This is a genomic window from Halomicrobium urmianum (assembly GCF_020217425.1).
GTDB classification, from domain to species: Archaea; Halobacteriota; Halobacteria; order Halobacteriales; family Haloarculaceae; genus Halomicrobium; species Halomicrobium urmianum.
The window spans coordinates 656316-676166 of record NZ_CP084090.1 but is presented as its reverse complement, the minus strand read 5'-3'; the positions used below and the strand labels follow the sequence as shown (position 1 = coordinate 676166).

25 protein-coding genes are annotated in these 19851 nt (G+C 71.0%); 12 read left to right on the top strand and 13 right to left on the bottom strand.

Annotated features, from left to right (window positions below; translation table 11 throughout):
- Positions 1-56 precede the first annotated feature (56 nt).
- Complete coding sequence (locus LCY71_RS03380) at positions 57-1244, top strand: redox-regulated ATPase YchF (protein ID WP_225334958.1); 1188 nt, start codon at positions 57-59, stop codon at positions 1242-1244.
- 50 nt (positions 1245-1294) lie between these two features.
- Here the strand turns inward: LCY71_RS03380 and LCY71_RS03375 are convergent, their stop codons facing one another.
- Both LCY71_RS03375 and LCY71_RS03370 read right to left on the bottom strand, forming a co-directional pair.
- On the bottom strand, positions 1295-1534 hold the full coding sequence (locus tag LCY71_RS03375) for a HalOD1 output domain-containing protein (RefSeq protein ID WP_225334957.1): 240 nt from the start codon (positions 1532-1534) through the stop codon (positions 1295-1297).
- Between the two features lie 107 nt (positions 1535-1641).
- Positions 1642-2364, bottom strand: coding sequence for a helix-turn-helix domain-containing protein (locus LCY71_RS03370; protein ID WP_225334956.1), 723 nt, complete (start codon positions 2362-2364; stop codon positions 1642-1644).
- A 154-nt stretch (positions 2365-2518) separates the two neighbouring features.
- Between LCY71_RS03370 and LCY71_RS03365 the strand changes: the two genes are divergently transcribed.
- A complete protein-coding gene (locus LCY71_RS03365) occupies positions 2519-3733 on the top strand; it encodes an aminotransferase class V-fold PLP-dependent enzyme (RefSeq protein ID WP_225334955.1) in 1215 nt (404 codons plus the stop codon).
- Positions 3734-3739: 6 nt separating this feature from the next.
- On the opposite strand, the gene rtcA is transcribed toward LCY71_RS03365, so the two are convergent.
- Positions 3740-4756, bottom strand: a complete 1017-nt coding sequence (gene rtcA, locus LCY71_RS03360) for an RNA 3'-terminal phosphate cyclase (RefSeq protein WP_225334954.1) — start codon at positions 4754-4756, stop codon at positions 3740-3742.
- A gap of 141 nt (positions 4757-4897) precedes the next feature.
- Here rtcA and LCY71_RS03355 point away from each other — a divergent pair, with 141 nt between their 5' ends.
- Complete coding sequence (locus LCY71_RS03355; RefSeq protein ID WP_225334953.1) at positions 4898-5026, top strand: DUF8556 family small protein; 129 nt, start codon at positions 4898-4900, stop codon at positions 5024-5026.
- A 23-nt stretch (positions 5027-5049) separates the two neighbouring features.
- On the opposite strand, the gene LCY71_RS03350 is transcribed toward LCY71_RS03355, so the two are convergent.
- Entirely contained in the window at positions 5050-5337 is a 288-nt protein-coding gene (locus LCY71_RS03350) for an SOS response-associated peptidase family protein (RefSeq protein WP_225334952.1), read from the bottom strand.
- Between the two features lie 66 nt (positions 5338-5403).
- Between LCY71_RS03350 and LCY71_RS03345 the strand changes: the two genes are divergently transcribed.
- Together LCY71_RS03345 and LCY71_RS03340 are read left to right on the top strand one after the other, a co-directional pair.
- Positions 5404-5784: a hypothetical protein gene (locus LCY71_RS03345; RefSeq protein WP_225334951.1), complete on the top strand. Its 381-nt coding sequence runs from the start codon at positions 5404-5406 to the stop codon at positions 5782-5784.
- Between the two features lie 102 nt (positions 5785-5886).
- Positions 5887-7179, top strand: coding sequence for an ornithine cyclodeaminase family domain (locus tag LCY71_RS03340; protein ID WP_225334950.1), 1293 nt, complete (start codon positions 5887-5889; stop codon positions 7177-7179).
- A gap of 23 nt (positions 7180-7202) precedes the next feature.
- Here LCY71_RS03340 and LCY71_RS21375 read toward each other — a convergent pair whose 3' ends face one another.
- Entirely contained in the window at positions 7203-7337 is a 135-nt protein-coding gene (locus tag LCY71_RS21375) for a hypothetical protein (protein WP_263654220.1), read from the bottom strand.
- Between the two features lie 119 nt (positions 7338-7456).
- Between LCY71_RS21375 and LCY71_RS03335 the strand changes: the two genes are divergently transcribed.
- Positions 7457-7672, top strand: coding sequence for a hypothetical protein (locus tag LCY71_RS03335; protein WP_225334949.1), 216 nt, complete (start codon positions 7457-7459; stop codon positions 7670-7672).
- A gap of 31 nt (positions 7673-7703) precedes the next feature.
- On the opposite strand, the gene LCY71_RS03330 is transcribed toward LCY71_RS03335, so the two are convergent.
- On the bottom strand, positions 7704-7973 hold the full coding sequence (locus LCY71_RS03330; protein WP_225334948.1) for a DUF7553 family protein: 270 nt from the start codon (positions 7971-7973) through the stop codon (positions 7704-7706).
- A 95-nt stretch (positions 7974-8068) separates the two neighbouring features.
- Between LCY71_RS03330 and LCY71_RS03325 the strand changes: the two genes are divergently transcribed.
- On the top strand, positions 8069-8392 hold the full coding sequence (locus LCY71_RS03325; protein WP_225334947.1) for a transcription factor S: 324 nt from the start codon (positions 8069-8071) through the stop codon (positions 8390-8392).
- Between the two features lie 3 nt (positions 8393-8395).
- Here LCY71_RS03325 and LCY71_RS03320 read toward each other — a convergent pair whose 3' ends face one another.
- Entirely contained in the window at positions 8396-8866 is a 471-nt protein-coding gene (locus LCY71_RS03320) for a hypothetical protein (RefSeq protein ID WP_225334946.1), read from the bottom strand.
- Between the two features lie 90 nt (positions 8867-8956).
- Here LCY71_RS03320 and LCY71_RS03315 point away from each other — a divergent pair, with 90 nt between their 5' ends.
- A complete protein-coding gene (locus LCY71_RS03315; protein WP_225334945.1) occupies positions 8957-9484 on the top strand; it encodes a YkgJ family cysteine cluster protein in 528 nt (175 codons plus the stop codon).
- Between the two features lie 210 nt (positions 9485-9694).
- Here LCY71_RS03315 and LCY71_RS03310 read toward each other — a convergent pair whose 3' ends face one another.
- Positions 9695-10564: a ZIP family metal transporter gene (locus LCY71_RS03310; RefSeq protein WP_225334944.1), complete on the bottom strand. Its 870-nt coding sequence runs from the start codon at positions 10562-10564 to the stop codon at positions 9695-9697.
- 137 nt (positions 10565-10701) lie between these two features.
- On the opposite strand from LCY71_RS03310, the gene crtID reads away from it, so the two are divergent.
- From crtID to cruF, 3 genes are read left to right on the top strand one after another with little or no spacing between them, the layout of a single operon-like run.
- Positions 10702-12237, top strand: a complete 1536-nt coding sequence (gene crtID / locus LCY71_RS03305; RefSeq protein ID WP_225334943.1) for a bifunctional phytoene desaturase/3,4-desaturase — start codon at positions 10702-10704, stop codon at positions 12235-12237.
- Between the two features lie 22 nt (positions 12238-12259).
- Positions 12260-13147: a prenyltransferase gene (locus LCY71_RS03300; RefSeq protein WP_225334942.1), complete on the top strand. Its 888-nt coding sequence runs from the start codon at positions 12260-12262 to the stop codon at positions 13145-13147.
- The gene (gene cruF, locus LCY71_RS03295; protein WP_225334941.1) at positions 13140-13997 is read left to right on the top strand and encodes a bisanhydrobacterioruberin hydratase; all 858 of its coding nucleotides are present in this window, start codon (positions 13140-13142) and stop codon (positions 13995-13997) included. Before LCY71_RS03300 ends, cruF begins: the two co-directional genes overlap by 8 nt.
- Positions 13998-14012: 15 nt before the next feature.
- On the opposite strand, the gene LCY71_RS03290 is transcribed toward cruF, so the two are convergent.
- On the bottom strand, positions 14013-14993 hold the full coding sequence (locus LCY71_RS03290; protein ID WP_225334940.1) for a hypothetical protein: 981 nt from the start codon (positions 14991-14993) through the stop codon (positions 14013-14015).
- A gap of 155 nt (positions 14994-15148) precedes the next feature.
- Between LCY71_RS03290 and LCY71_RS03285 the strand changes: the two genes are divergently transcribed.
- Positions 15149-16255, top strand: a complete 1107-nt coding sequence (locus LCY71_RS03285) for an NADH:flavin oxidoreductase/NADH oxidase (protein WP_225334939.1) — start codon at positions 15149-15151, stop codon at positions 16253-16255.
- Between the two features lie 41 nt (positions 16256-16296).
- On the opposite strand, the gene LCY71_RS03280 is transcribed toward LCY71_RS03285, so the two are convergent.
- The 4 genes from LCY71_RS03280 to LCY71_RS03265 all read right to left on the bottom strand — a co-directional run bounded on the left by LCY71_RS03280 (position 16297) and on the right by LCY71_RS03265 (position 19844).
- The gene (locus tag LCY71_RS03280) at positions 16297-16962 is read right to left on the bottom strand and encodes a DUF8135 domain-containing protein (protein ID WP_225334938.1); all 666 of its coding nucleotides are present in this window, start codon (positions 16960-16962) and stop codon (positions 16297-16299) included.
- Positions 16959-17771, bottom strand: coding sequence for a hypothetical protein (locus LCY71_RS03275; protein WP_225334937.1), 813 nt, complete (start codon positions 17769-17771; stop codon positions 16959-16961). The genes LCY71_RS03280 and LCY71_RS03275 overlap by 4 nt, the downstream gene beginning before the upstream one ends.
- Before the next feature lie 141 nt (positions 17772-17912).
- Positions 17913-18749, bottom strand: coding sequence for an RAD55 family ATPase (locus LCY71_RS03270; protein ID WP_225334936.1), 837 nt, complete (start codon positions 18747-18749; stop codon positions 17913-17915).
- Between the two features lie 114 nt (positions 18750-18863).
- Positions 18864-19844, bottom strand: a complete 981-nt coding sequence (locus LCY71_RS03265) for a beta-ribofuranosylaminobenzene 5'-phosphate synthase family protein (RefSeq protein ID WP_225334935.1) — start codon at positions 19842-19844, stop codon at positions 18864-18866.
- Between the last annotated feature and the right edge of the window lie 7 nt (positions 19845-19851).

Genomic DNA, 19851 nt, shown 5'->3' with positions numbered 1-19851 from the left:
ACCGCCGTCACCTCCTTTGACAGCCCTTAAGCCGCTCATCCGCTTTCGGAGTGACAATGAGCTTCGACGTCGGACTCGTCGGCAAACCCTCCGTCGGTAAGTCCACTTTCTTCAACGCGGCGACGATGAACGACGTGCCCGAGGGGGCCTACCCGTTCACGACCATCGATCCCAGCGTCGGCGAGGCGTACGTCCGCGTCGACTGCGCCGGTCCGGAGTTCGACCATTCCTGCACGCCGAACCAGGGCTACTGCGACGACGGGACGCGGTTCGTCCCGGTCCGCCTCGTCGACGTGGCGGGCCTCGTGCCCGGCGCGCACGAGGGCCGCGGCCTGGGTAACCAGTTCCTGAGCGACCTCAACGAGGCGGACGTGCTGATCCACGTCGTCGACTTCTCCGGCGAGACGGACATCGAGGGCGAACCCACGGAGGACCACGACCCCCGCGAGGACATCGACTTCCTCGAGGACGAACTCGACATGTGGTACCTCGACGTCCTCGAGAAGGGCATCGAGCGCTACCGCTCGGGCTACCACGGCGAGGAGGCCGACGTCGAGGAAGACCTGGCCGAGCAGATGAGCGCCTTCCGCACGAGCGAGCACGAGATCAAGCAGACCATCCTCTCGCTGGACCTGGAACTCGATCCGGACGCGTGGGACGAGGTCGATAGGGAGGAACTCGCTCGCGAGATCCGCAAGCGGACCAAGCCGATGGTGATCGCGGCGAACAAGATGGACACGCGGGCCGCTCAGGCGAACTACGCCGAGATCGTCGACGACCCCGACTACGACCACCTCACGTTCGTCCCGACGAGCGCCCACGCCGAGAAGGCGCTCAAGAACGGCGACGAGCAGGGCGTCCTCGAGTACACCCCCGGCGACGCCGACTTCGAGGTCACCGGCGACCTGCCCGAGGCGAAGGCGGCGGGCATCGAGCAGATCCGCGAGTTCGTCACCGAGTACGGCGGGACGGGCGTCCAGCGAGCGCTGGAGACGTCCCTGTTCGAGGAACTGGGCGCCATCGCCGTCTTCCCCGGCGCGCGTCAGCCCGAGGACGAGGAACGCTTCCTGCAGGACTGCTTCGTCCTCAAGGGGGGCGCGACTGCCGAGGACTTCGCGTACTTCCTGCACACTGACATCGGCGACGGCTTCCTGCACGCCCACGACGTCCGCTCCGGGCGTCAGATCGGCGCTGACACGGTGCTGGAACACCGCGACGTCGTCGAGATCACGACGACGAACTGACCGTCCCGCTTCGAGACGACGGTCGGCGGTAGAGAACGGCGACGCGAACGCTACTCGATCGTGATCGTCCCCTCGTCAACCGTGATCTCGTAGCCCTCGTACTCGAAGGAGACCACGGCCCCGCTGTCGACCACCGCGTCGAGGGCGTCGGGATCGATCGCCTCATACAGCGGGTCCAGCGTCACGGGGTCGGCGCCCTCGCGGACGGCGACTGCCTGGACGATGTCCTCGCTCGGTACCGATTCTGCCTCTGTGGACGCCTCTGGCGCCCCTGTCGCTGTGTCGATCATGGTAGTGCTGTCGGCCGTCGACCCGGCCAGTAACTACTACCGACAACGACGGAGGTCACCCTGAACGTGCTGCCTATCGCGATTGGTCCCGCGGGAACGTCGATGCACTACGGCTCGGCGGGCACCTGATCCGTCTCGTCGGCGACCTCCTCGAACAGCGCGGTGAGCAGGATCTCCAGGCCGCGATACAGGTGCTGGCTGAACGTGGGCTGGGAGACGCCCAGCGCTTCCGCGCACTCGCTGGCCGTGCTGCGACGGGGCCAGGCGAGGTAGCCGCAGCGGACGGCGGCCCGCACCGCGTCGCGCTGCTTCGTCGTCAGCTTCGAGAGGTACCGCTCCGCGCCGCTGCGGCTGGTGACCGGACTCAGTCCCGCCTCGTCGCGGTGGCGCTTCGAGAGCAGCGACGTCGCCTCGTGGTGGTCCCGCAACTCCTCGACGATGGCCCGCGCGTCGGCATGTTCGGGGGCCTCGGCGACGACGATGCCGACCCCGTCCTCGGCGTAGGCCTCCGACACCAGCGCGTGCGTGTTCGCGAGCGTCCCGACCACGCAGCCCGCCCCGTCGAGGACGAGTTCGAGTATGCACTCTCCGTCGTCCGCCCGGACGACGCGGGCGTGTTCGGCGCCCGACCACGACCGGGCGAACGTGAGCGTCTCGTCGGCCGGCGCCTCGACGGTGAGGTACTCCAGGTAGTCGCCGTCCCGGCGATGGATCGCCTCCTCGCCGACGACCCGGCAGGACAGGGCTTCCGACGCGGCGACGAAGAACGATCGGTCGTCGCGCACCTCGAACGTGAGCTCCACCGTCGACGCGCGCTCCTCCGTATCCATCGTCGCCCCGTTGTCGACACGCGGTTATATTCCTAGTTGTAGTACGAAGGAATTAACGGGCGTAAGGCGACCTTACGCCGCCGCTACCCAGTGAACTGACAGAAGTCGAACTCCCGTGGCAACGCTTAATGCCTCGCCGCTGAACTGCATCCGCATGCCCGACCACGCCGCGATCTACGACGAACTCGACGTGCCGACGGTCGTCAACGCCACCGGGACGAAGACCCGCATCGGCGGCAGCCTCATCCGCCCCGAGGCGGCCGACGCCATGCGCGAGGCGGCGAACTCCTTCGCCCGCATCTCCGACCTGCAGTCCCGTGCGAGCGACCTGATCAGCGACGCGACCGGCGCGGAGGCCGGCTACGTCGCCAGCGGGGCCGCCGCGACGATGACGCTGGCCGCCGCAGCGGCCATCGCGGGCGACGACCTCGGCGCGATGGCTCGCCTCCCCGACACCGAGGGCCTGGCCGACGAGATCGTGATGCCCCGGACCCACCGCACCGGCTACGATCACGCGCTGCGCGCCGCCGGCGCGACCGTGGTCGACGTCGGCGCCAACGACCGCCACCTCGGGACGGGGTCGCGCAACGTCGAGCCCTGGGAGATCGCCGACGCGATCGACGAGGACACGGCCGCCGTCGGCTACGTCCAGAAGGAGTACACCGGGCCCCCGCTGGAGGCGGTCGCCGAGATCGCTCACGACCACGACGTCCCGGTCGTCGTAGACGCCGCCGCCGAGCTCCCGCCCGCCTCGAACCTGGAGCGCTTTATCGACGACGGCGCGGACATGGTCGCCTTCAGCGGCGGCAAGGCCATCCGCGGCCCGCAGTCGACCGGCATCCTCGCCGGCCGCGAGGAGTACGTCCGCTCGGCCGCCGCCCAGCACCTCGACATGCACGCCCACGAAGACGCCTACGTCCCGCCCGAGGACCTCGTCGACGTCGACGACCTCGGCGGCGTCCCGCGCCAGGGCATCGGCCGCGGCCTCAAAGTCGGCAAGGAGGAACTGGTCGGCATCATCCGGGCCCTCCAGCTGTTCATCGAGGAGGACCAGGAAGCGAAGCAGGAGGAGTGGACCGCCCGCGCGATGCGCGTGGCCGACGGGCTCGGCGACGCGCCCGGTGTCGCCACGGAGATCACCAGCGACGACGCCGTCTCGGTCGCGCCAGAGGTGGTCGTCGCCGTCGACCCCGACGACGCGGGCATCACCGCGACCGAACTGGCCCGGGAACTGCGGCAGGAGCGACCCCGCCTGTTCGTGGGCGCGGACGGCATCGACGCCGGCCGCGTCACGGTGAATCCGATGTGCCTGACCGACGACGAGGCCGACTACACCGTCGAGCGGATCCGGTCGTACCTCGACGAGTAGCCGGCGTCACTTCCCCGGTGCACGAACGACCGCGCCCTCGGCCCGCTCCTCGCACTCGATCTCGAAGCCGAACGCCCGCAGGAGCGACAGGTGGCTCTCGACGTGGTCGGTGACGCGGGGGATCCGGACGGCGCCGCCGGCCAGCGCGAGGAAGGGGAGGAGCTGATCGGCGAGGTGCCGGTCGACCGCGCCGGGGCCGTCGAGGAAGGCGAGCGCGTCGTCCGCGGCCGTCTCGCCGACGTCCTCCGCCGGCCGTCCCGGTTCACCCAGGGCGCTGAACCCGGCCAGTGACCCCTCGAACTCCGCCCGGACGAGCGCGACGGAACCGGGTGACGGGGCGTCGACGCGGCGCACAGTTTCGGACAGGATCTCGCAACTGCCTGCTCGCAGTCGCTCGACGGCCGCCGTCGCCTGCCGCCGGGCGACGTCACTCTCGGCCAGATCGTGTGTACAGACGGAGACGACGTGTACGCCGCGTCGTTCGCCGCGGTCGGCCAGGTCCAGTCGCGCCGGTGTGGCAGGGGCGAGCGAGAGCGTCGCTTCGCCGCCGCCCTCGGGGTAGAAGCCGTACCGAGACAGGTCGGCCCGGACCACGACTCCGTGCCGGGCGAGCAGCGGGAGTTTGACCCGGCGGTAGAACGGGCTGGCCGGCGACCACCTGACGTCGGTGCCGCCGGTCGCCGTCACCCGCAGCGGCTCGTCCAGCGCGACCGCCAGCGGCAGGACGGCGTCGAAGACCAGCGTCACGCTGCCCGCGGTCGGGATCTCGACCGCGACGTCGCCGCCCGTGACCGGGCCCGGGTCGAACGAGAGGACCTCGCTGTCCAGCTCGTATCCCTCGACGTCGGCGTCGCAGCAGGCCGCCACGGCCGCGACGGCTGCGCGGTGCTGGTGTTTGATCCCGGGATCGGGCCGGTCCCCGCGGACGTCCTCGACGCGGACGCTCCGTCCGGTCACGGCCGCCATCGCGACCGCCGACCGCAGGAGCTGCCCGCCGCCGTCCGAGCCGTCGATCTCGATCACGTCGCCCACGTCGGCCAGCCGCCAGTAAAGCGCGTCGACTCTCGCGACGCCGTGGAACCGGCAGTAGGGGCCCGCTGTATACGATTAACTCGCTTCCGAGTCCGCGAGATTTTATGATGGACCACCGCATACGTGTCACTGATGCCAGAAATAACGGTGTCGGAAAGCCTGTACCGCAAACTCGAGGACGCGACCAACGGACGCGACACCGAGGACGCGATGTGGGAGATGGTCCACCAGTTCGAGCGGGTCCGGAACCCCTCCGAGTAGCGCTTCCCTGCCCCGCAGAGCTCTCACTCCGGCGTCGCGAGCACTGCCGGCGAGTCGTTACCCGGGTCGGTGACCGCTCGCGAGACGGGCCGCACCGAGAGGTCACCCGGAGAGGGACGGAGCAGTTCCCGACGCGCCGCCGGATCGCCACGCAGCCAGGTCTCATCTTCTCCCGGTTCGAGGGTCACGGCCATCCGGTGGTGGAGGTCGGCGACGTCGCCGCTGGGCTCGGTGGTCACGACGGCGAACGACTCGACGACACCGCTCTCCCCGGACGGGGCGAACAGGCCGTAGCGGCCGCACGTACCCACGTCGAGGGTCCGCGACGGCGTGAACGCCCGCGGACTTAAATCGGATCGCGACGTACTCGCGAGTGGATGACCGAGCCGTCGTTCACCATCCCGGCCCGGCCCGACCGCCGCTACCCCGCCGGCGGCGGCCTCGAGTACGACGGGTCGACCGTGTTCCACCTCGAACCCGCGGTCGACCGTGACGACGACGGGCTGGAGCGCCTCGTCGAGTCGGTACTGGCGGCGGGCCCGTACCGCGCCGGCGACTTCCTCGAACTGCCGATGGCGCTGTGGCTGGTTCGGGACGACGGTTGCGGCGACGTGTTCCGCGTCTCGGTCCGCGACGGCGCCGTCCGCCTGCACGTGCTGCCCGCCACCGAATCCGACGGCCTCCGGCGGTTTTACGAGCGACTCGCCGAGCGCAGCGGCTACGAGTGGACCGTCGAGTGCCGGACGGACGCCGACTGACGGTCCCGGCCGACGGCTAGCGACCGCGGCCGCCGGCCGGTCCGTGCGACGGTAGCGCGCGGGTCCAAAACCGTCTTGTCGCCGCCTCTCGTTCGCTCCTCCATGACCGTCTCGCGCGAGGTGGAACTGGAGGGGCACATCATCGACTCCGGGATGATGCAGACCTGTATGGTGACCACCATGGACATGGGTGGGTCCTTCTCCGTCGAAGAGTTCGAGGTCGGGCGCCACGAGAACGACGAGTCCTACGCCCGCCTGATCGTGGAGGCAGACGACGTCGACCACCTGGAGTCGATCATCCACGAACTGCACCAGAACGGCGTCAACCCGATCGACCCGAAGGACGCGACGCTCGATCCCGCCCCCGCCGACCAGGTCGTCCCGAACGGCTTCTACTCGACGACGAACCACCCGACCTACGTCCGCTACGAGGGCGAGTGGCTGGAGGTGGAGAACATCGAGATGGACTGCGCCGTGGTCGTGGAGGACGGTGAGCACGAGGCGCGTAGCGCCTCGGACAGGTCGAGCGGGGACGACGAGGAGCCGCGAGACGAACCGCGAGCGTACACCAAGGTCCTCAACGCCGTCGAGGAGGGCGACCTGATCGTCACCGGAGAGACCGGCATCAAGGTCGAGCCCCCCGAGCGCCCCCGCGGCGAGCAGGGCGCGTTCGGCTTCATGCAGGGCGGCATCTCCTCCGAGCGGCCCTCCGAATCGACGATCCGGGAGATCGCCGAGGCCATCGCCGAGACGAAAGCGGAGGGCGGCACGGTGCTGGCCGTCTGCGGTCCCGCGCTGATCCACTCCGGCGCCCGCGAGGACCTCGCCCGCCTCGTCCGCGAGGGCTACGTCGACATGCTCTCGGCCGGCAACGGCTTCGCCGTCCACGACATCGAGCGGGACCTGTACGGCACCTCGCTGGGCATGGACACCGAGAGCCTCGACCACGCCCGCCACGGGCACAAGCACCACATCTACGCCATCAGCGAGATCATCCGCGAGGGCGGCATCGAGGCGGCCGTCGAGTCCGGCACGCTGGAGTCCGGCGTGATGTACGAGTGCGTCACCAACGACCGCCCGTACGTCCTCGCGGGGTCGATCCGCGACGACGGGCCCCTCCCGGACACCATCACCGACGCCGTCGAGGCCCAGAACGCCATCCGCGAGCAGGCCCACGAGGCCGACATGGTGCTGATGCTCTCGACGCTGCTGCACTCCGTCGCGGTGGGGAACTGCCTCCCCTCCACGACGCGGGTCGTCTGCGTCGACATCAACCCCGCCACCGTGACCCAGCTACTGGACCGCGGCTCCGCGCAGGCGGTCGGGATGGTCACCGACATCGGCACCTTCGTCCCGCTGCTGGCCGAGCAGTTGGTCGACGAGTCCGACTGTTAGGTGAGAAACCGCTCCGCGCCGGCCTACTCGTCGGGGTGGTCGTTCAGCGAGATAGCACACCGGCGCTCGGCCGGGTCCATGTCCGCGTCAGTGGCCTCGCTCCGGTCCTCGACCGCCCCTTCCTCGGCCTCGTTTCCGCCCTCGATATCGGTCGACATGCCACAGATTAGTTGCCGCTGACGTATTACTTTGATGCCCAGACGGTCCGTCGCGCCGCGGGTCGATCCCGGCGAGTGCAAGGGGACAGCGTATCTGCGGACAGCGCCTACGGGGAACGATGTCAGCACCGCATACAGCCGCAGCGCGCGGTCTCGGCGGGTCGGCCAGGAACCTCAGCACCCTCGCGACGCTCGTCGACGCGGCGATCGCCTTCGCCCGGGGACGGCCGAAGAGCGGCGCACTCTTGCTCGGGGCGGCGGCGCTGTCCAGTCGGGTCCCCGGCCTGGGCACGCTCGTATCGATCGCGCTCCGGGTCTTCCGGCGGCTCCGGTAGGCTCCGGACTGAGTCGTCAAAGAGCGACCGTCTAGACGCCCTCGACGCCCGATCGGTACTCCGTGACGTACTCGTGGGCCTCGCGGATGTCCGCGGTGACGTCGTCGTCGGCCGCCGCCTCCAGTTCGTCCAGCGCGTTCTCGACGCGGGCCAGTGAGCCGTGGTCGGGCCCGCGGTCGGCCTCCGCGAAGCGCTCCAGTTTGCCCGCGAGGGTCTCCAGTCGCTCGTTGTCAGCCGCTTCGGCCGAGTCGGCGACCGACGCCAGCAGGTCGCTCGCCGCTTCGAGTTGCTCTCTCGTCATGTTCGGTGCTACTCCCAACTCGCCCTAAACGATTCTGATGGCAGGGCGCCGATACCGGAGGTATTTGAGGGCGCGGCGACTACGGCCTGGACACCATGCAGTTCTGCGACGATTGCGGTTCGATGATGCATTCGGACGGCGACGTGATGGTCTGCTCGTCCTGCGGCGCCGAGGACGCCAGGGACGAGGAACGGGCCGCCGAGTTCGTCAGCACCGCCGAACAGAGCGACGACGACGTCATCGAGACCGAGGAGGGCGCGAACTTCGAGGGCAAGCCCACGGCCGACGACGTCCACTGCGACGAGTGCGGCCACACCGAGGCCTGGTACACGATCAAGCAGACCGGCTCCGCCGACGAACCGCCGACGCGCTTCTTCAAGTGCCAGGAGTGTGGCCACCGCTGGCGGGACTACAACTGACGGTCACTCCCTGGCGCCACCACCGTCTGCGCCGCTGTCCGTCTCGTCTCCGTCGCTCTCGTCCTCGAGCAACGCGTCCGTGTTCCGGACCGTGCCCGTCGCCTCGCCGCCGCCGACGAGTTCGCCGCCCGCACCCGCGTCGACGGCCGCCGACTCCGGGGTCTCCGCGTCGCCGTGCCCGCCGCTCCCGGAACGCTCTCCGGCGGACCGTCGCTGAACCGCCGCCACGGCGAACCAGATCGCCGCTCCCAGCGCGTGCCGGACCGCCGTCGACCGCGCGCCTCGGCGCATGGCCCGGCGGCTCCGGGCGAGCCCGGCGACGCCGGCGATCCCGGCGAGCGCTCCCGACTCGGCTCCGCGCCGGACGTACGGTCCCAGCGTCGAGAGGACGCCATCGGCGCTCTCGGCTCGCGGTTCGCCCGCTTCGCCTTCGACGGCCTCCGGCGACGGGGCGTAACTCAGTTCGTCCTTCATGTGTCAACGGGTTGGCGCGCCAGCGGCATAGCGATACGGGTCCGGCCCCGACTCGTCGGCCTTTTGCCCGTCCGCCGCGAAGGGTCGCCAGTGTCGACCGAAGCCCGCCGCGTGGAGGTCTACCCCGACAGGGAGGTCGTGGTCGACTTCGACCCCGACCTGACCTTCGAGTGCGTCGAGGAGTGCACCTGGTGCTGTCAGCACGGCGTCCTGCTCTACGAGAAGGACCTGCTGGAGCTGGCCGCCCGGGAGAGCCTCGCCGAGTCGACCACGCAGTTCCGCGGCCAGGACTTCGTCCGCCGGGAGGAGAAAGAGCGCGACGAGCACGTCGCCGAGGACGGCGGCGCCTGCTTCTTCCTGCGCGAGGACGGCCTCTGCGCCCTCCACGACGAGCACGACTGGAAGCCCGCGCGCTGTTCCGTGTTCCCCCTGCACGTCACCGTCGAGGAGGCCCCCGACGGTGAGGACCGGGAGCTGCACGTCTCGATCCGCGAGGAGGCCGAAGAGCACTGCGAGGGCCTGAACGTCTCCGAGCGGCGCGTCGTGGACCACCTCGACGCCTTCCTCCCCGAACTGCTGTGGGAGCTTGACGACCCCGAGACGTATCGGGAGCTGTAGCTGTTTTCGTCGGAGAGAGGATTATCAAGAACGGCCTGAAAGCCCCACCCCTTTCATTCCCGCCCGCGAGTGGGCGACCGGCCAGCCGAAACAGTGTGGGAAAAAGGGGCGGCAGGCTGCGGGACCGCAGCCTGCCGGGGCTTTCGGGCCGTTCTGAATAGATGTGGTCGCGAGGTGAACTCTCGTAGTGAGAAGGAGAGACTTCGCCCCTCAGAGCAGTGTCCACGCCACGACGACTACGAGGCCGCCGATCACAGTAGAGCCGACGGCGTGAGTGCGGAGTTCGTCGAGCAGGTCGTGGGAGTGCTCGTGGAGCGAGCAGACCTCGTCGATCTCGCTGCCGGTCTCGCAGTTGGGGAGGAAGTCCATGGCGACGTGGAGGAAGATGCCGGCGGCGAAGCCGAAGACGACGGCGTTGAGCGCAGGCGGCGGCGAGAGGCCGACGATGGCGACGGGAAGGGCGGTGATGCCCACCCCGGCGGCCGGCAGGAGCAGCGTGGTCGCGGGCTTGCTTTCCCGCGAGAGACGGCGGGCGGCGGCGTAGCCGGCGGGGCCCTTGTGCGAGACGATCGACAGACCGAGCAGGAGGCCGAGGGTGGGCATCGCGCCGTAGACGACGCCGATGATCAGCCCGGCGGTGAGCGCGTGGGCGGCGATCTCGGCGGTGGCCACGTCGAATCCGAGGTCGACGTGGGTCAGCCGGTGGCCGACGGTGTGGGCGCTGTAGCCGACGACGATGCCGGCGGCGACGCCGACGCCGCCGAGCTGCGGCGCGCCGGCCTCGCCGCCGAGGCCGATTGCCTGCGGCAGGAGGAACATCGCCGCGCTGGCGATCATCGCGCCGCTGGCCAGCCCGTAGCCCCAGACGAGGCCGTGGGGGTCCGTCTGCTCGGCGTTCGCGCCGAGCCACGCGCCCGCGGCCATCGCGGCGAAGGCGACCCACGAGATGACCACTACCTTCTCGACGCCCGTCGCGACGGCCAGCGCGGACAGCGCGACGAGAGCGACCGCCGACGCGACCCCGATCGCCGACCACCGGCCGAGGCCGCCGTTAATATCGCTGCGTTCTGTGATGCCCATAGTTGTTAACTCCGTCTAAGTAGTTATTAACCCACCGGTCGAGGGCGGTCGTGGGCGAGGTCGGGAGTCGAATAGACCGGCGAAGCGAACCCCGTTTGGGTGCGTCTTTATTGGCGTCGCGGCCGGTCGTCCAGTCGATGGAGCGACTCGCAGACGAGTCGGTGGCGGTGGTCGGCGGCGGGGTCGGCGGGCTCTCGGCGGCCTGCTTCCTCGCCGACGAAGGGGCGGACGTGTACGTCCTCGAGAAGAACGATCAGCTCGGCGGCCGGGCCAGCCGCCTCGAGACCGACGGGTTCCGATTCGACATGGGACCGTCGTGGTACATGATGCCCGACGTCTTCGAGCGCTTCTTCGCGCACTTCGACCGGGAGCCCGGCGACTACTACGACCTGGAGCACCTCGACCCCCACTACCGGATCTTCTTCAAGGACGGGGTCTCCGCGAGCGGAGGCTCGGGGGACGAGCGAAGTGAGTCCCCCGGTGATCGGATGGACGTGACCGGTGACGTCGGGGAGATGGCCGAGACCTTCGAGTCCTACGAGCCAGGGGCCGGCGACGCCTTCCGGGAGTACGTCGCGACCAGCGAGCGCCACTACGAGACGTCGATGGAGAACTTCGTCTACGAGGACCGCTCGCGCCTGCGGGACTGGGTCGACCTCGACGTCCTGCGGGCGGCGCCGGTCGGCCTCTCGCTACTGGGATCCATGCAGGGCCACGTCGAGGACTACTTCGAGCACCCGAAGCTCCAGCAGGTGGTCCAGTACACGCTGGTCTTCCTCGGCGGCTCCCCCCGGACCACCCCGGCGCTGTACAACATCATGAGCCACGTCGACTTCAACCTCGGCGTGTACTACCCCGAGGGCGGTATGGGGAGCGTCGTCGACGCCCTCGTGGAGCTGGGCGAGGAACTGGGGGCGACCTACGAGACGGGTCGCGAGGTCGACGAGATCGCCAGACGGCGTGAGGGGTTCCAGGTCGAGACGACCGGCGGCGAGAGCTACCGCCCGGACGAGGTCGTCGTCAACGCCGACTACGCCCACGTGGAGCGAGACCTGCTACCCGCCCACGAGCGCCAGTACGACGACGACTACTGGGACGAGCGCACCTACGCCCCCTCGGCCTTCCTGCTCTACCTCGGCGTCGAGGGCGACGTCGACCCGCTGGCTCATCACACGCTCGTGCTCCCCGAGGACTGGGACCCGCACTTCGACGCCGTCTTCGAGGACCCGCGCTGGCCGGAGAACCCGGCCTACTACTGCTGCGTCCCGTCCGAGACCGACGAGACCGTCGCGCCCGAGGGCCACAGCAACCTGTTCCTGCTCGTCCCCATCGCGCCCGGACTGCACGACGGCGACGGGATCCGCGAGGAGTACCGCGAGAAGATACTGGCCGACCTCGCCGAGAACACCGGCGTCGACCTGCGCGATCGGATCGTCGTCGAGGAGAGCTTCGCCGTCTCGGACTTCGCCGACCGGTACAACGCGACGCGGGGGACGGCGCTTGGCCTGGCACACACGCTCCGACAGACCGCGCTCCTGCGCCCGCCGAACCGCTCGTCGGCTGTCGACGGTCTGTACTTCACGGGGTCGTTCACCCGGCCCGGCATCGGCGTGCCGATGTGCGTGATCAGCGGCGAGCACGCGGCGAACAAGGTCATAGAGGACCAGTCCTGACGACGCGAGCACCATCTGACCCATGCCCGAGGTCCCCACCGATCGACTCGCGGCCCTCCTGCCCTCCGCGGAGAGCCGCGTCGGCTACCTCCTGTGGCTCTCCCGGCCGCGGTTCTGGCTCTACCTCGCCGGTCCCGTCATCGTCGGCGTCACCTACGCCGCCGACGGGCCGGCGGACCTGTTCTCGCCGGTCGCCGTCGCGCTGTTCGCGTACTTCCTCGTCCCGGCGAACGTCTTCCTCTACGGCGTCAACGACGTCTTCGACGCGGAGGTCGACGAGCACAACCCCAAGAAGGACGAGAGCGGGAAGGAGGTCAGTTTCCGGGGCGATCGGGCGGTTCTCGCCGCGGTCATCTCGTCGGGCGTCCTCGCCCTCGCCTTCGCCCCGGCGCTGCCCGCCGCCGGCGTCCTCGCCCTCGCCGCGTGGCTCGTCCTCTCCGTCGAGTACAGCGCCCCGCCGGCGCGGTTCAAGACGACGCCCCTCCTCGATTCGCTGTCCAACGGCCTGTACGTCCTCCCGGGCGTCGTCGCGTACGCCGCCGTCGCGGGCGGCCTCCCACCGCTCGCGGCCGTCGCCGGCGGGTGGCTCTGGACGATGGGGATGCACACCTTCTCCGCGATCCCCGACGTCGAGCCCGACCGCGAGGCCGGCATCCGGACGACGGCGACGGCCCTGGGCGAGCGGCGCGCCTACTACTACTGCGCGGCCTGCTGGCTGGCCGCGGCCGTCGTCTTCGCCGCGGTCCACTGGGCCTTCGGCGCGCTGCTCGCCCTCTACCCCCTCCTCGTGTTCGGCCTCCTCGCCGCCGGCGTCGACGTCGACCGCGCGTACTGGTGGTACCCGGCGATCAACACCGCCGTCGGAACCGCCTTCACCCTCCTCGGCCTGTGGGTGATGCTGCGTGGCTGACGGCCGGACCGTCGACCGGACGAGCGAGGGCGTCCTCACTGGTCTCGACGACCTCGTCCGCGAGAACCGCTTCACCATCGCCGTCGTCTTCCCGGTGACCGGTGCCGTCCTCCTGACCGCCAGCGCGGAGGGGCTGGTCCCGGACCCGCTGGCCTTCCACCCCCTGCTGATCCTGCTCGGGACGCTCGTGATGCGCCTGCCGCTGGTCGCCGGTCTCGCGCCGCTGGTCGACCGCCGGGCCGCCCTGGCGCTCGGTGCCGTCACGCTGTACAGCTACGGCATCGAGGCCGTCGGAATCGCGACGGGCCAGCCCTACGGCGAGTTCGCCTACGGTGTCTCGCTCGGGCCGATGCTTTCCGGCGTGCCGCTGGCCCTCCCGATATTCTTCCTCCCGCTCGTGGTCAACGCCTACCTGCTCGTCGTCCTCCTGCTGGGCGAGCGCGCGGCGAGCCGGGCCGTCAGGCTCCCCGCCGTGATCGGGACGGTCCTCGCGGTCGACCTCGTGCTCGACCCGGCGGCGGTGTCGCTCGGGTTCTGGTCCTACGAGGGCGGCGGCGCGTACTACGGCGTGCCCCTCTCGAACTACCGCGGCTGGGTGCTCTCGGCGGCCGTCGCCGTCGTCGCCTTCGACCTCGGGTTCGACCGGCGAGCGCTCCTGCAGCGGGTCGCCACCTGCGAGTTCGCGCTGGACGACCTGGTGAGCTTCGTCCTCCTGTGGGGCGCGGTCAACGCCTGGTTCGGCAACTGGCTCGCCGTCGGCGTCGCCGCCCTGTTTCTCGGCGGGTTGGTCCGGATCGACCGGTTCGACTTCGACGTGGCGCGACGGGTGCGGACTCGCGGCGAGCGGTAGCGTCGGCCACCCCGTCTAGAGACGCTCGGACAGCGCTCGAGCGCCGGCCGTGGTGAGACAGGAGAGGAAGGCGACCGTGCCGAGTTTCCCGCCGGCGCCGGCGAACGCGGGAGCGACCGCGACGAAGACGAGGCCGCTCACCGCGCCGGCGGCGGCGAACTCCCGGGCGCTCGCCAGTCGCCGCGTCGTCGACATCCCGACGAAGGAGGCGCAGAAGGCGACGGTCGCCAGCGTCCCGCCGAGGTCGGGGGCGAGAGCGGGCAACCCGGCACCGGCCGCGACGCCGACGAGCGCCGACCCCACCACGGCGCCGAGGTCGAGCCTGACGTGCAGGACGAGGGTCGCGACCGCCGCGACGGTCGCTACGGGCACGATAGTCACAGCGGCCGCCCAGCCGACGCCACTCCCGGTCGCGTAGGCTCCGCCGGGCAGGAGCAGCGTCGTCGCGATGCCGGCGAACGCGAGCGTCCCGAGCTTGCCGCCGAAGCCGTCGAAGACGCCGCTCGACGCGACGAACGCGACGCCGGCGACGGTCCCCGCGACGCCGACGTAGGCCGACGCGGGCAGCGCCGCGGGCCGGAACAGCGACGGCGAGACCATGCCGACGAACGACCCGCAGTAGACCGGCACCGCGACCGCGGGCGCGGCCGCGCCGACGACCAGGCCGACCAGCGCGGAGGCGAGCACCGGACCGAGGCCGGCGTGGACGCTCAGCCCGTAGGTGACCAGCGCCCCGGCGGCGACGGACAGGACCGTGAGGGCGTCGCGAACGGCGAGCGTCGGCACCGCTGACCGATCGGATCCCGTGCTGGCAGACCGATCGAACGCGCGGTTCCCCTCCAGCGCGGCCGCGACGCCGCCCGCCAGGACGACCCCGCTCCCGACGCCGATCCGGCGGACGGGCACGTCGGCGGGCGAGAGCACCGTCGCGGCCAGCAGCGCGGCCGGGGCGGCCAGCAGGAGCACGTACCCTGCGACGCGAGCCAGCCAGTACACGGACGCTGGTCGATTCAGCCCGGAGGTGAACGTTACGATCCCGTCGCCGTCTCCCGGTTCTCCGCGCGCCGCGGCGCCGCGAACGTGACAGTTCGGTATCGGAAATTCCCGCACGCGCCGCCAGGTGCTTTTCCGTCGAGTCCCTCGCTTCGCACATGGCAGAGCTGTTCTCGGAGTTGACGCTGCGGGAGACGACGATTCCGAACCGCGTGATGGTCTCGCCGATGTGCCAGTACTCCTGCGAGGACCGCGACGGCCTCGCGACGGAGTGGCACCACGTCCACCTCGGCTCGCGCGCCGTCGGCGGCGCCGGTCTCGTGATGAGCGAGGCGACGGCCGTCGAGCCCCGCGGCCGCATCTCGCCGGAGGACCTGGGCATCTGGAGCGACGAGCACGCCGACGCCCTGCGGCGGACGACCGAGTTCGTCAGACAGCAGGGCGGCGTCCCCGGCATCCAGCTGGCCCACGCCGGCCGGAAGGCCTCCAAGACCCGGCCCTGGGAGGGCAGCGTGCCCGAGTACCCCGAGGACGGCGGCTGGGAGGTGATCGGCCCGAACGGCGATCCCTGGCCGTACGAGGACGAGCCGCCGGCCACGCGCGAGATGGACCAGGAGGACGTCGAGGACGTGATCGACGCGTTCCGCGCGGGCGCCGAGCGCGCGCTGGACGCGGGCTTCGAGGTCGCCGAGGTCCACGCCGCCCACGGCTACCTGATCCACGAGTTCCTCTCGCCGGTGACCAACCGCCGCGAGGACGACTACGGCGGCGACTTCGAGGGCCGCACCCGCCTCGCCCGCGAGGTCACCGCCGCCGTCCGCGAGGTCTGGCCCGACGACAGGCCCGTCTTCGTCCGCATCTCGGGGACGGAGTGGCTCGACGACCGCGAGTCCTGGACCGTCGACGACTCCGTCCGGCTGGCCGACCGGCTGGCGGAGACCGGCGCGGACCTGATCGACGTCTCCAGCGGCGGCATCGTGCCCGAGTCCTACCCCGACTACGCCGGTCCGAACTACCAGCTCGCGCTGGCCGAGCAGGTCCGCGAGGAGACGGAGAGCGACGTCGCGGTCGGCACCGTCGGCGGCATCACGACGCCCGAGCAGGCCGAGGGGATCGTCGCCAACGGCCGGGCCGACATGGCCATCGTCGGCCGGGAGTTCCTCCGCGACCCCTACTTCCCGCTGCACGCCGCGCAGGCGCTGGGCGCGACCGACCAGACCAGCGAGCCCGTCCAGTATCACCGCGCGTTCGGGTTCGACGACTAGTCGGGTAGCGCCCGTCGCCTCGCCGGTTCGGCGTCGACCCGCTATTCTCCGTCTTCGATCCGACGCCGCTCCGCGACGACCGGACAGTTCAGCAGCCGGATCGTCTCGCTGTCGAGGAACTCGACGATCTCGGCGCTCCCGTGGGCGCAGCCGACATCGGGCGGCGACGAGAAGTACTCGCAGCGCTCGCAGAACTCGTGTTTGGACACGTCGGCGTAGCGCGACTCGGCGACGTGCGCGTCGTCGGTCGCCGCTACGCCGTCAGTCGCGTCGCCGTCGCTTGCGATGGAGTCCCACACCTCGTCCGGATCCACGTCGCCGACGTCGACCCGCTCGAAGGCGCCGCCGGCCGCCTCGAAGGGGTCGCCGTCGCGGGCCTCGAACTCCCCGAACGGGTCCGTCGCAGCCGGGTCGCCCGCGGGATCCGCTCGCGTCGACTCGGCGCGGTCGCCATCCGCACCGGATCGACCGTCGATCGCGCCCGCCCCGTCGTCGAACAGGTCGAGTGCGCCGCTGCCGGGATGGGCCGCGTCGTCGACCGGATCGGTCGCCTCGCCGGCTCGGCCGACGGGGCCGTCCGCAGTTCCCGGACCGTCCAGGTGCGCGAAGGGATTGCCGTCGCGGTCGCCGTCCAGGCGCTCGAAGGGGTCACCGCGCGGGTCGGCCGGGTCCCGCTCTTCGCGGTCCTCGCGGTCCTCCTCGGTCATGGCGTCTCCTCGTCGCCGGCTTCCAGCTGCGAGGCCGTGACCAGCCGCGCCCGCGTGCGGATGATCCCGCCTTCGGGGCGGACGTCGGACACGGCCGCCTTGCAGTGGGGACACTCCGGATCGGTCAGCAGGGCCACGCTGACGCGCTCGCCGCAGTTCTCGCAGGTGGCCGACTCGACGCCCTCCTGGGCGGCGGCGCGCTTGATCCGGTCGAGCGCCCGCTCTCGCGAGCCGCGGCTCCGGTCGTCCCGCTTGAGGTCGCTGACAGCCCACGCCACGCGCTCGAGTTTGTCCTCGACGTCGTCGAGGCGCTCCCGGACCCCGTCGTCGGCCGCCGAGCGGTCGTCGCGCTCCTCTTCGATCGACTCGCGCAGCGACTCGAACTCCTCCTCCAGCGCCGCCAGCTCGCTCGCCAGCGACTCGACGCGGTCGAGCCCCTCGTGGGAGTGGTCGGCGGGGGCCTTCGCGTCGGCCTCCCGCTTCACCTGGATCACGCGCTCGCGGACGTCCTCGATCTTCGCCTGGTACTCCTCGTCGAGGGCGGCGACATCCTCGCGCGCGGCGAACCGGTCCCCGAGCCGCTCGGCCGCGGCGTCGGCGACTGACTCGACCGCCTCCTCCGGCGCGTGTTCGACGAGACTCGCGGGCTCGCCCTCGTCGAGGGACGCGGCGGCTCGGTGGGCGACGAGAACCTGCCTGACCGCCTCCGCCCGGTCGACCCCCAGCTCCGCGGCCCGGGCGTCGAGCCAGTCCGCGACGTCCTCGGGCAGGTCCACGGTCACCGCGTCCTCCCGCGACTCGCTCGCCATCGGCGGACCGTTTCCCGACCAGACAGTTAAGGGTTCCTCGCCTATTTCAGCAGACGATAGCGGTCTCACATTTCCTCCGAAAATGTGAGAGCACGAAAGCCGACTACGTCGGCTTTCGGCGGTCGCCACGGGTGGTATCGTCTAGCGGATCTTCCGGACGTCGCTGATGTCGAAGCCGGCGTCGCCGATCTCCGTCTCGAAGCGGACGATGTTCTCGTCCTCGATCCGCGAGAGGACGCCCCGGAACTGGCTGACGACCATGGTTCGGGCCCGGGTGGAGCCGCCGGACTCCCACTCGAAGCGGATGGTCCCGTTGACGGCGTCGGTCAGCTGGCCGAACTGCGTGTCGGTCACCGTGTCGTGGTTCAGGTGCAGGAGGACGAGCCCGTTCCACTGGTGGGCGGCCTTCTGGAGGCCCTGGACGAGGTAGGCCACGTCCGACCAGTCGACGGCGTCGCCGACGGCACCGACCAGGTCCGACAGGGAGTCGACGACGACGAGGTTGCCCGGCGCGACGGCGCTCATCGTCTCGCCCAGCACCGTGAGCAGGTCCTCGCGCTCCTGGCGCTCGCGCAGGTCCCGGATGTCCATCGCCTCGTCGGCGTACCAGTTCCGCGGCACCGGACTCACGTGGAAGTAGTGGTCCGATAGCTCGTGGAAGGTGACGCCGGAGAGCCCCGCGTCGACCACCTCGTCGTCCATCGCCAGCGCCATTTCCGCGCCGAGTTCGCTCTCGTCGGCCGTGAAGGAGACGTAGTGGACTGCGCCGGGCAGGGCGGCGTCCGCCGCCGGATCGCCGTAGTAGAGGTCGAACAGCTCGTCGCCGGTCGTCGCCAGCGCGTTCATGAGCGCGCTCGTGTACATGAACTCCCGCGAGCCCGCGCCGGCCTCGCCGGAGAGCAACACGACGCTGCCCCGCGGCGCGCCCCCCTCGATCGTCGTGTCGAACTGGCGGACGCCGAAGGGAATCCGCTCCATGCACTCGCCTCTCCCGCGGCCCGGCTTAACCCTGTCCCCGCCGGAATCAGGTTTGATAGGAGCGCCGCTGCCCAGCGCTCCGCAGCCGCTCTGCGGCGGTGCGTGCGCCGGCGACTACCCCAGCGTCGGGCCGTCGGCGACGGTCGCGCCCTCGTCGCGCGGCGCCGCCACGAGCACGTCGGCGTCGACCGCCAGGTCGGAAAGCGCCATCTCGACGCCCGTCTCGGCGGCGTCGACGTCGGCCCGCGTCGTCAGCCCCCACACGGCGGGTCCCCAGGAGGACTGGCCGGCCCCGGCGATCTCCGGCCGGCGGGCCAGTCGCTCGACGATCCGGCCCGCGGGCGGGCGATAGACGCCGCCCTGCTCGTCGGCGTACCAGGCCCCGTTGAGGCGGCCGATCGCCGCGGCGGCGTCGCCGAAGCGCATGGCGTCGCCGGTCGCGGCGGCCGGCAGGAGCCGCCGGGTGAGTACCGCGGCGACGTCGTCGGCGATGCCGGGGTCGGCCCGCTCGACCGTCTCGCGCATCCGGCGGTCCTCCTCGCGGCCGCTGACGCCCTGGTCGACCTCCGGGACGACCAGGACGAACCGCCAGTCCTCGGGCAGGTCGTGGCGGGCGATGACCGGCGGGACCGTCCAGTCGCCCTCGGCCGGCGGTTCGGCCGTGAACCGCTCGGTGGGGTGGCCGCCGTCGACGACGAATCCCCCCGACTCGAAGGTCGCGACGCCGACGCCGCTGCGACCGCCCCGGCCGAGGTCAGGGGCCAGTTCCCGGGGATCGACCTCGCGGTCGTGGGCCCGCGCGACGGCGACCAGCGCCGCGAGCGCGAGCTGGGTCCCGCTGCCGAAGCCGACGTGACGCGGCATCCGCTGGCGGACGGCGACGCGGGCCCCCTCGACGCCGAGGACGGCGACCGCCCGGCGGACGTACGGCTCGGCGGCCGCGTCGTCGCAGACGACCGCCTCGGCGGGGCTGGCCGACAGCTCCAGCGCCGGCCGGTCCAGCGCCGCGCCCACACCGCCGTACAGGCGCTCGTTGGCGAGCGCGAGGTTCTGGAAGCCGAAGTGCAGCCGCGCCGCCGTCGTGACCGTGACCATGGACCGT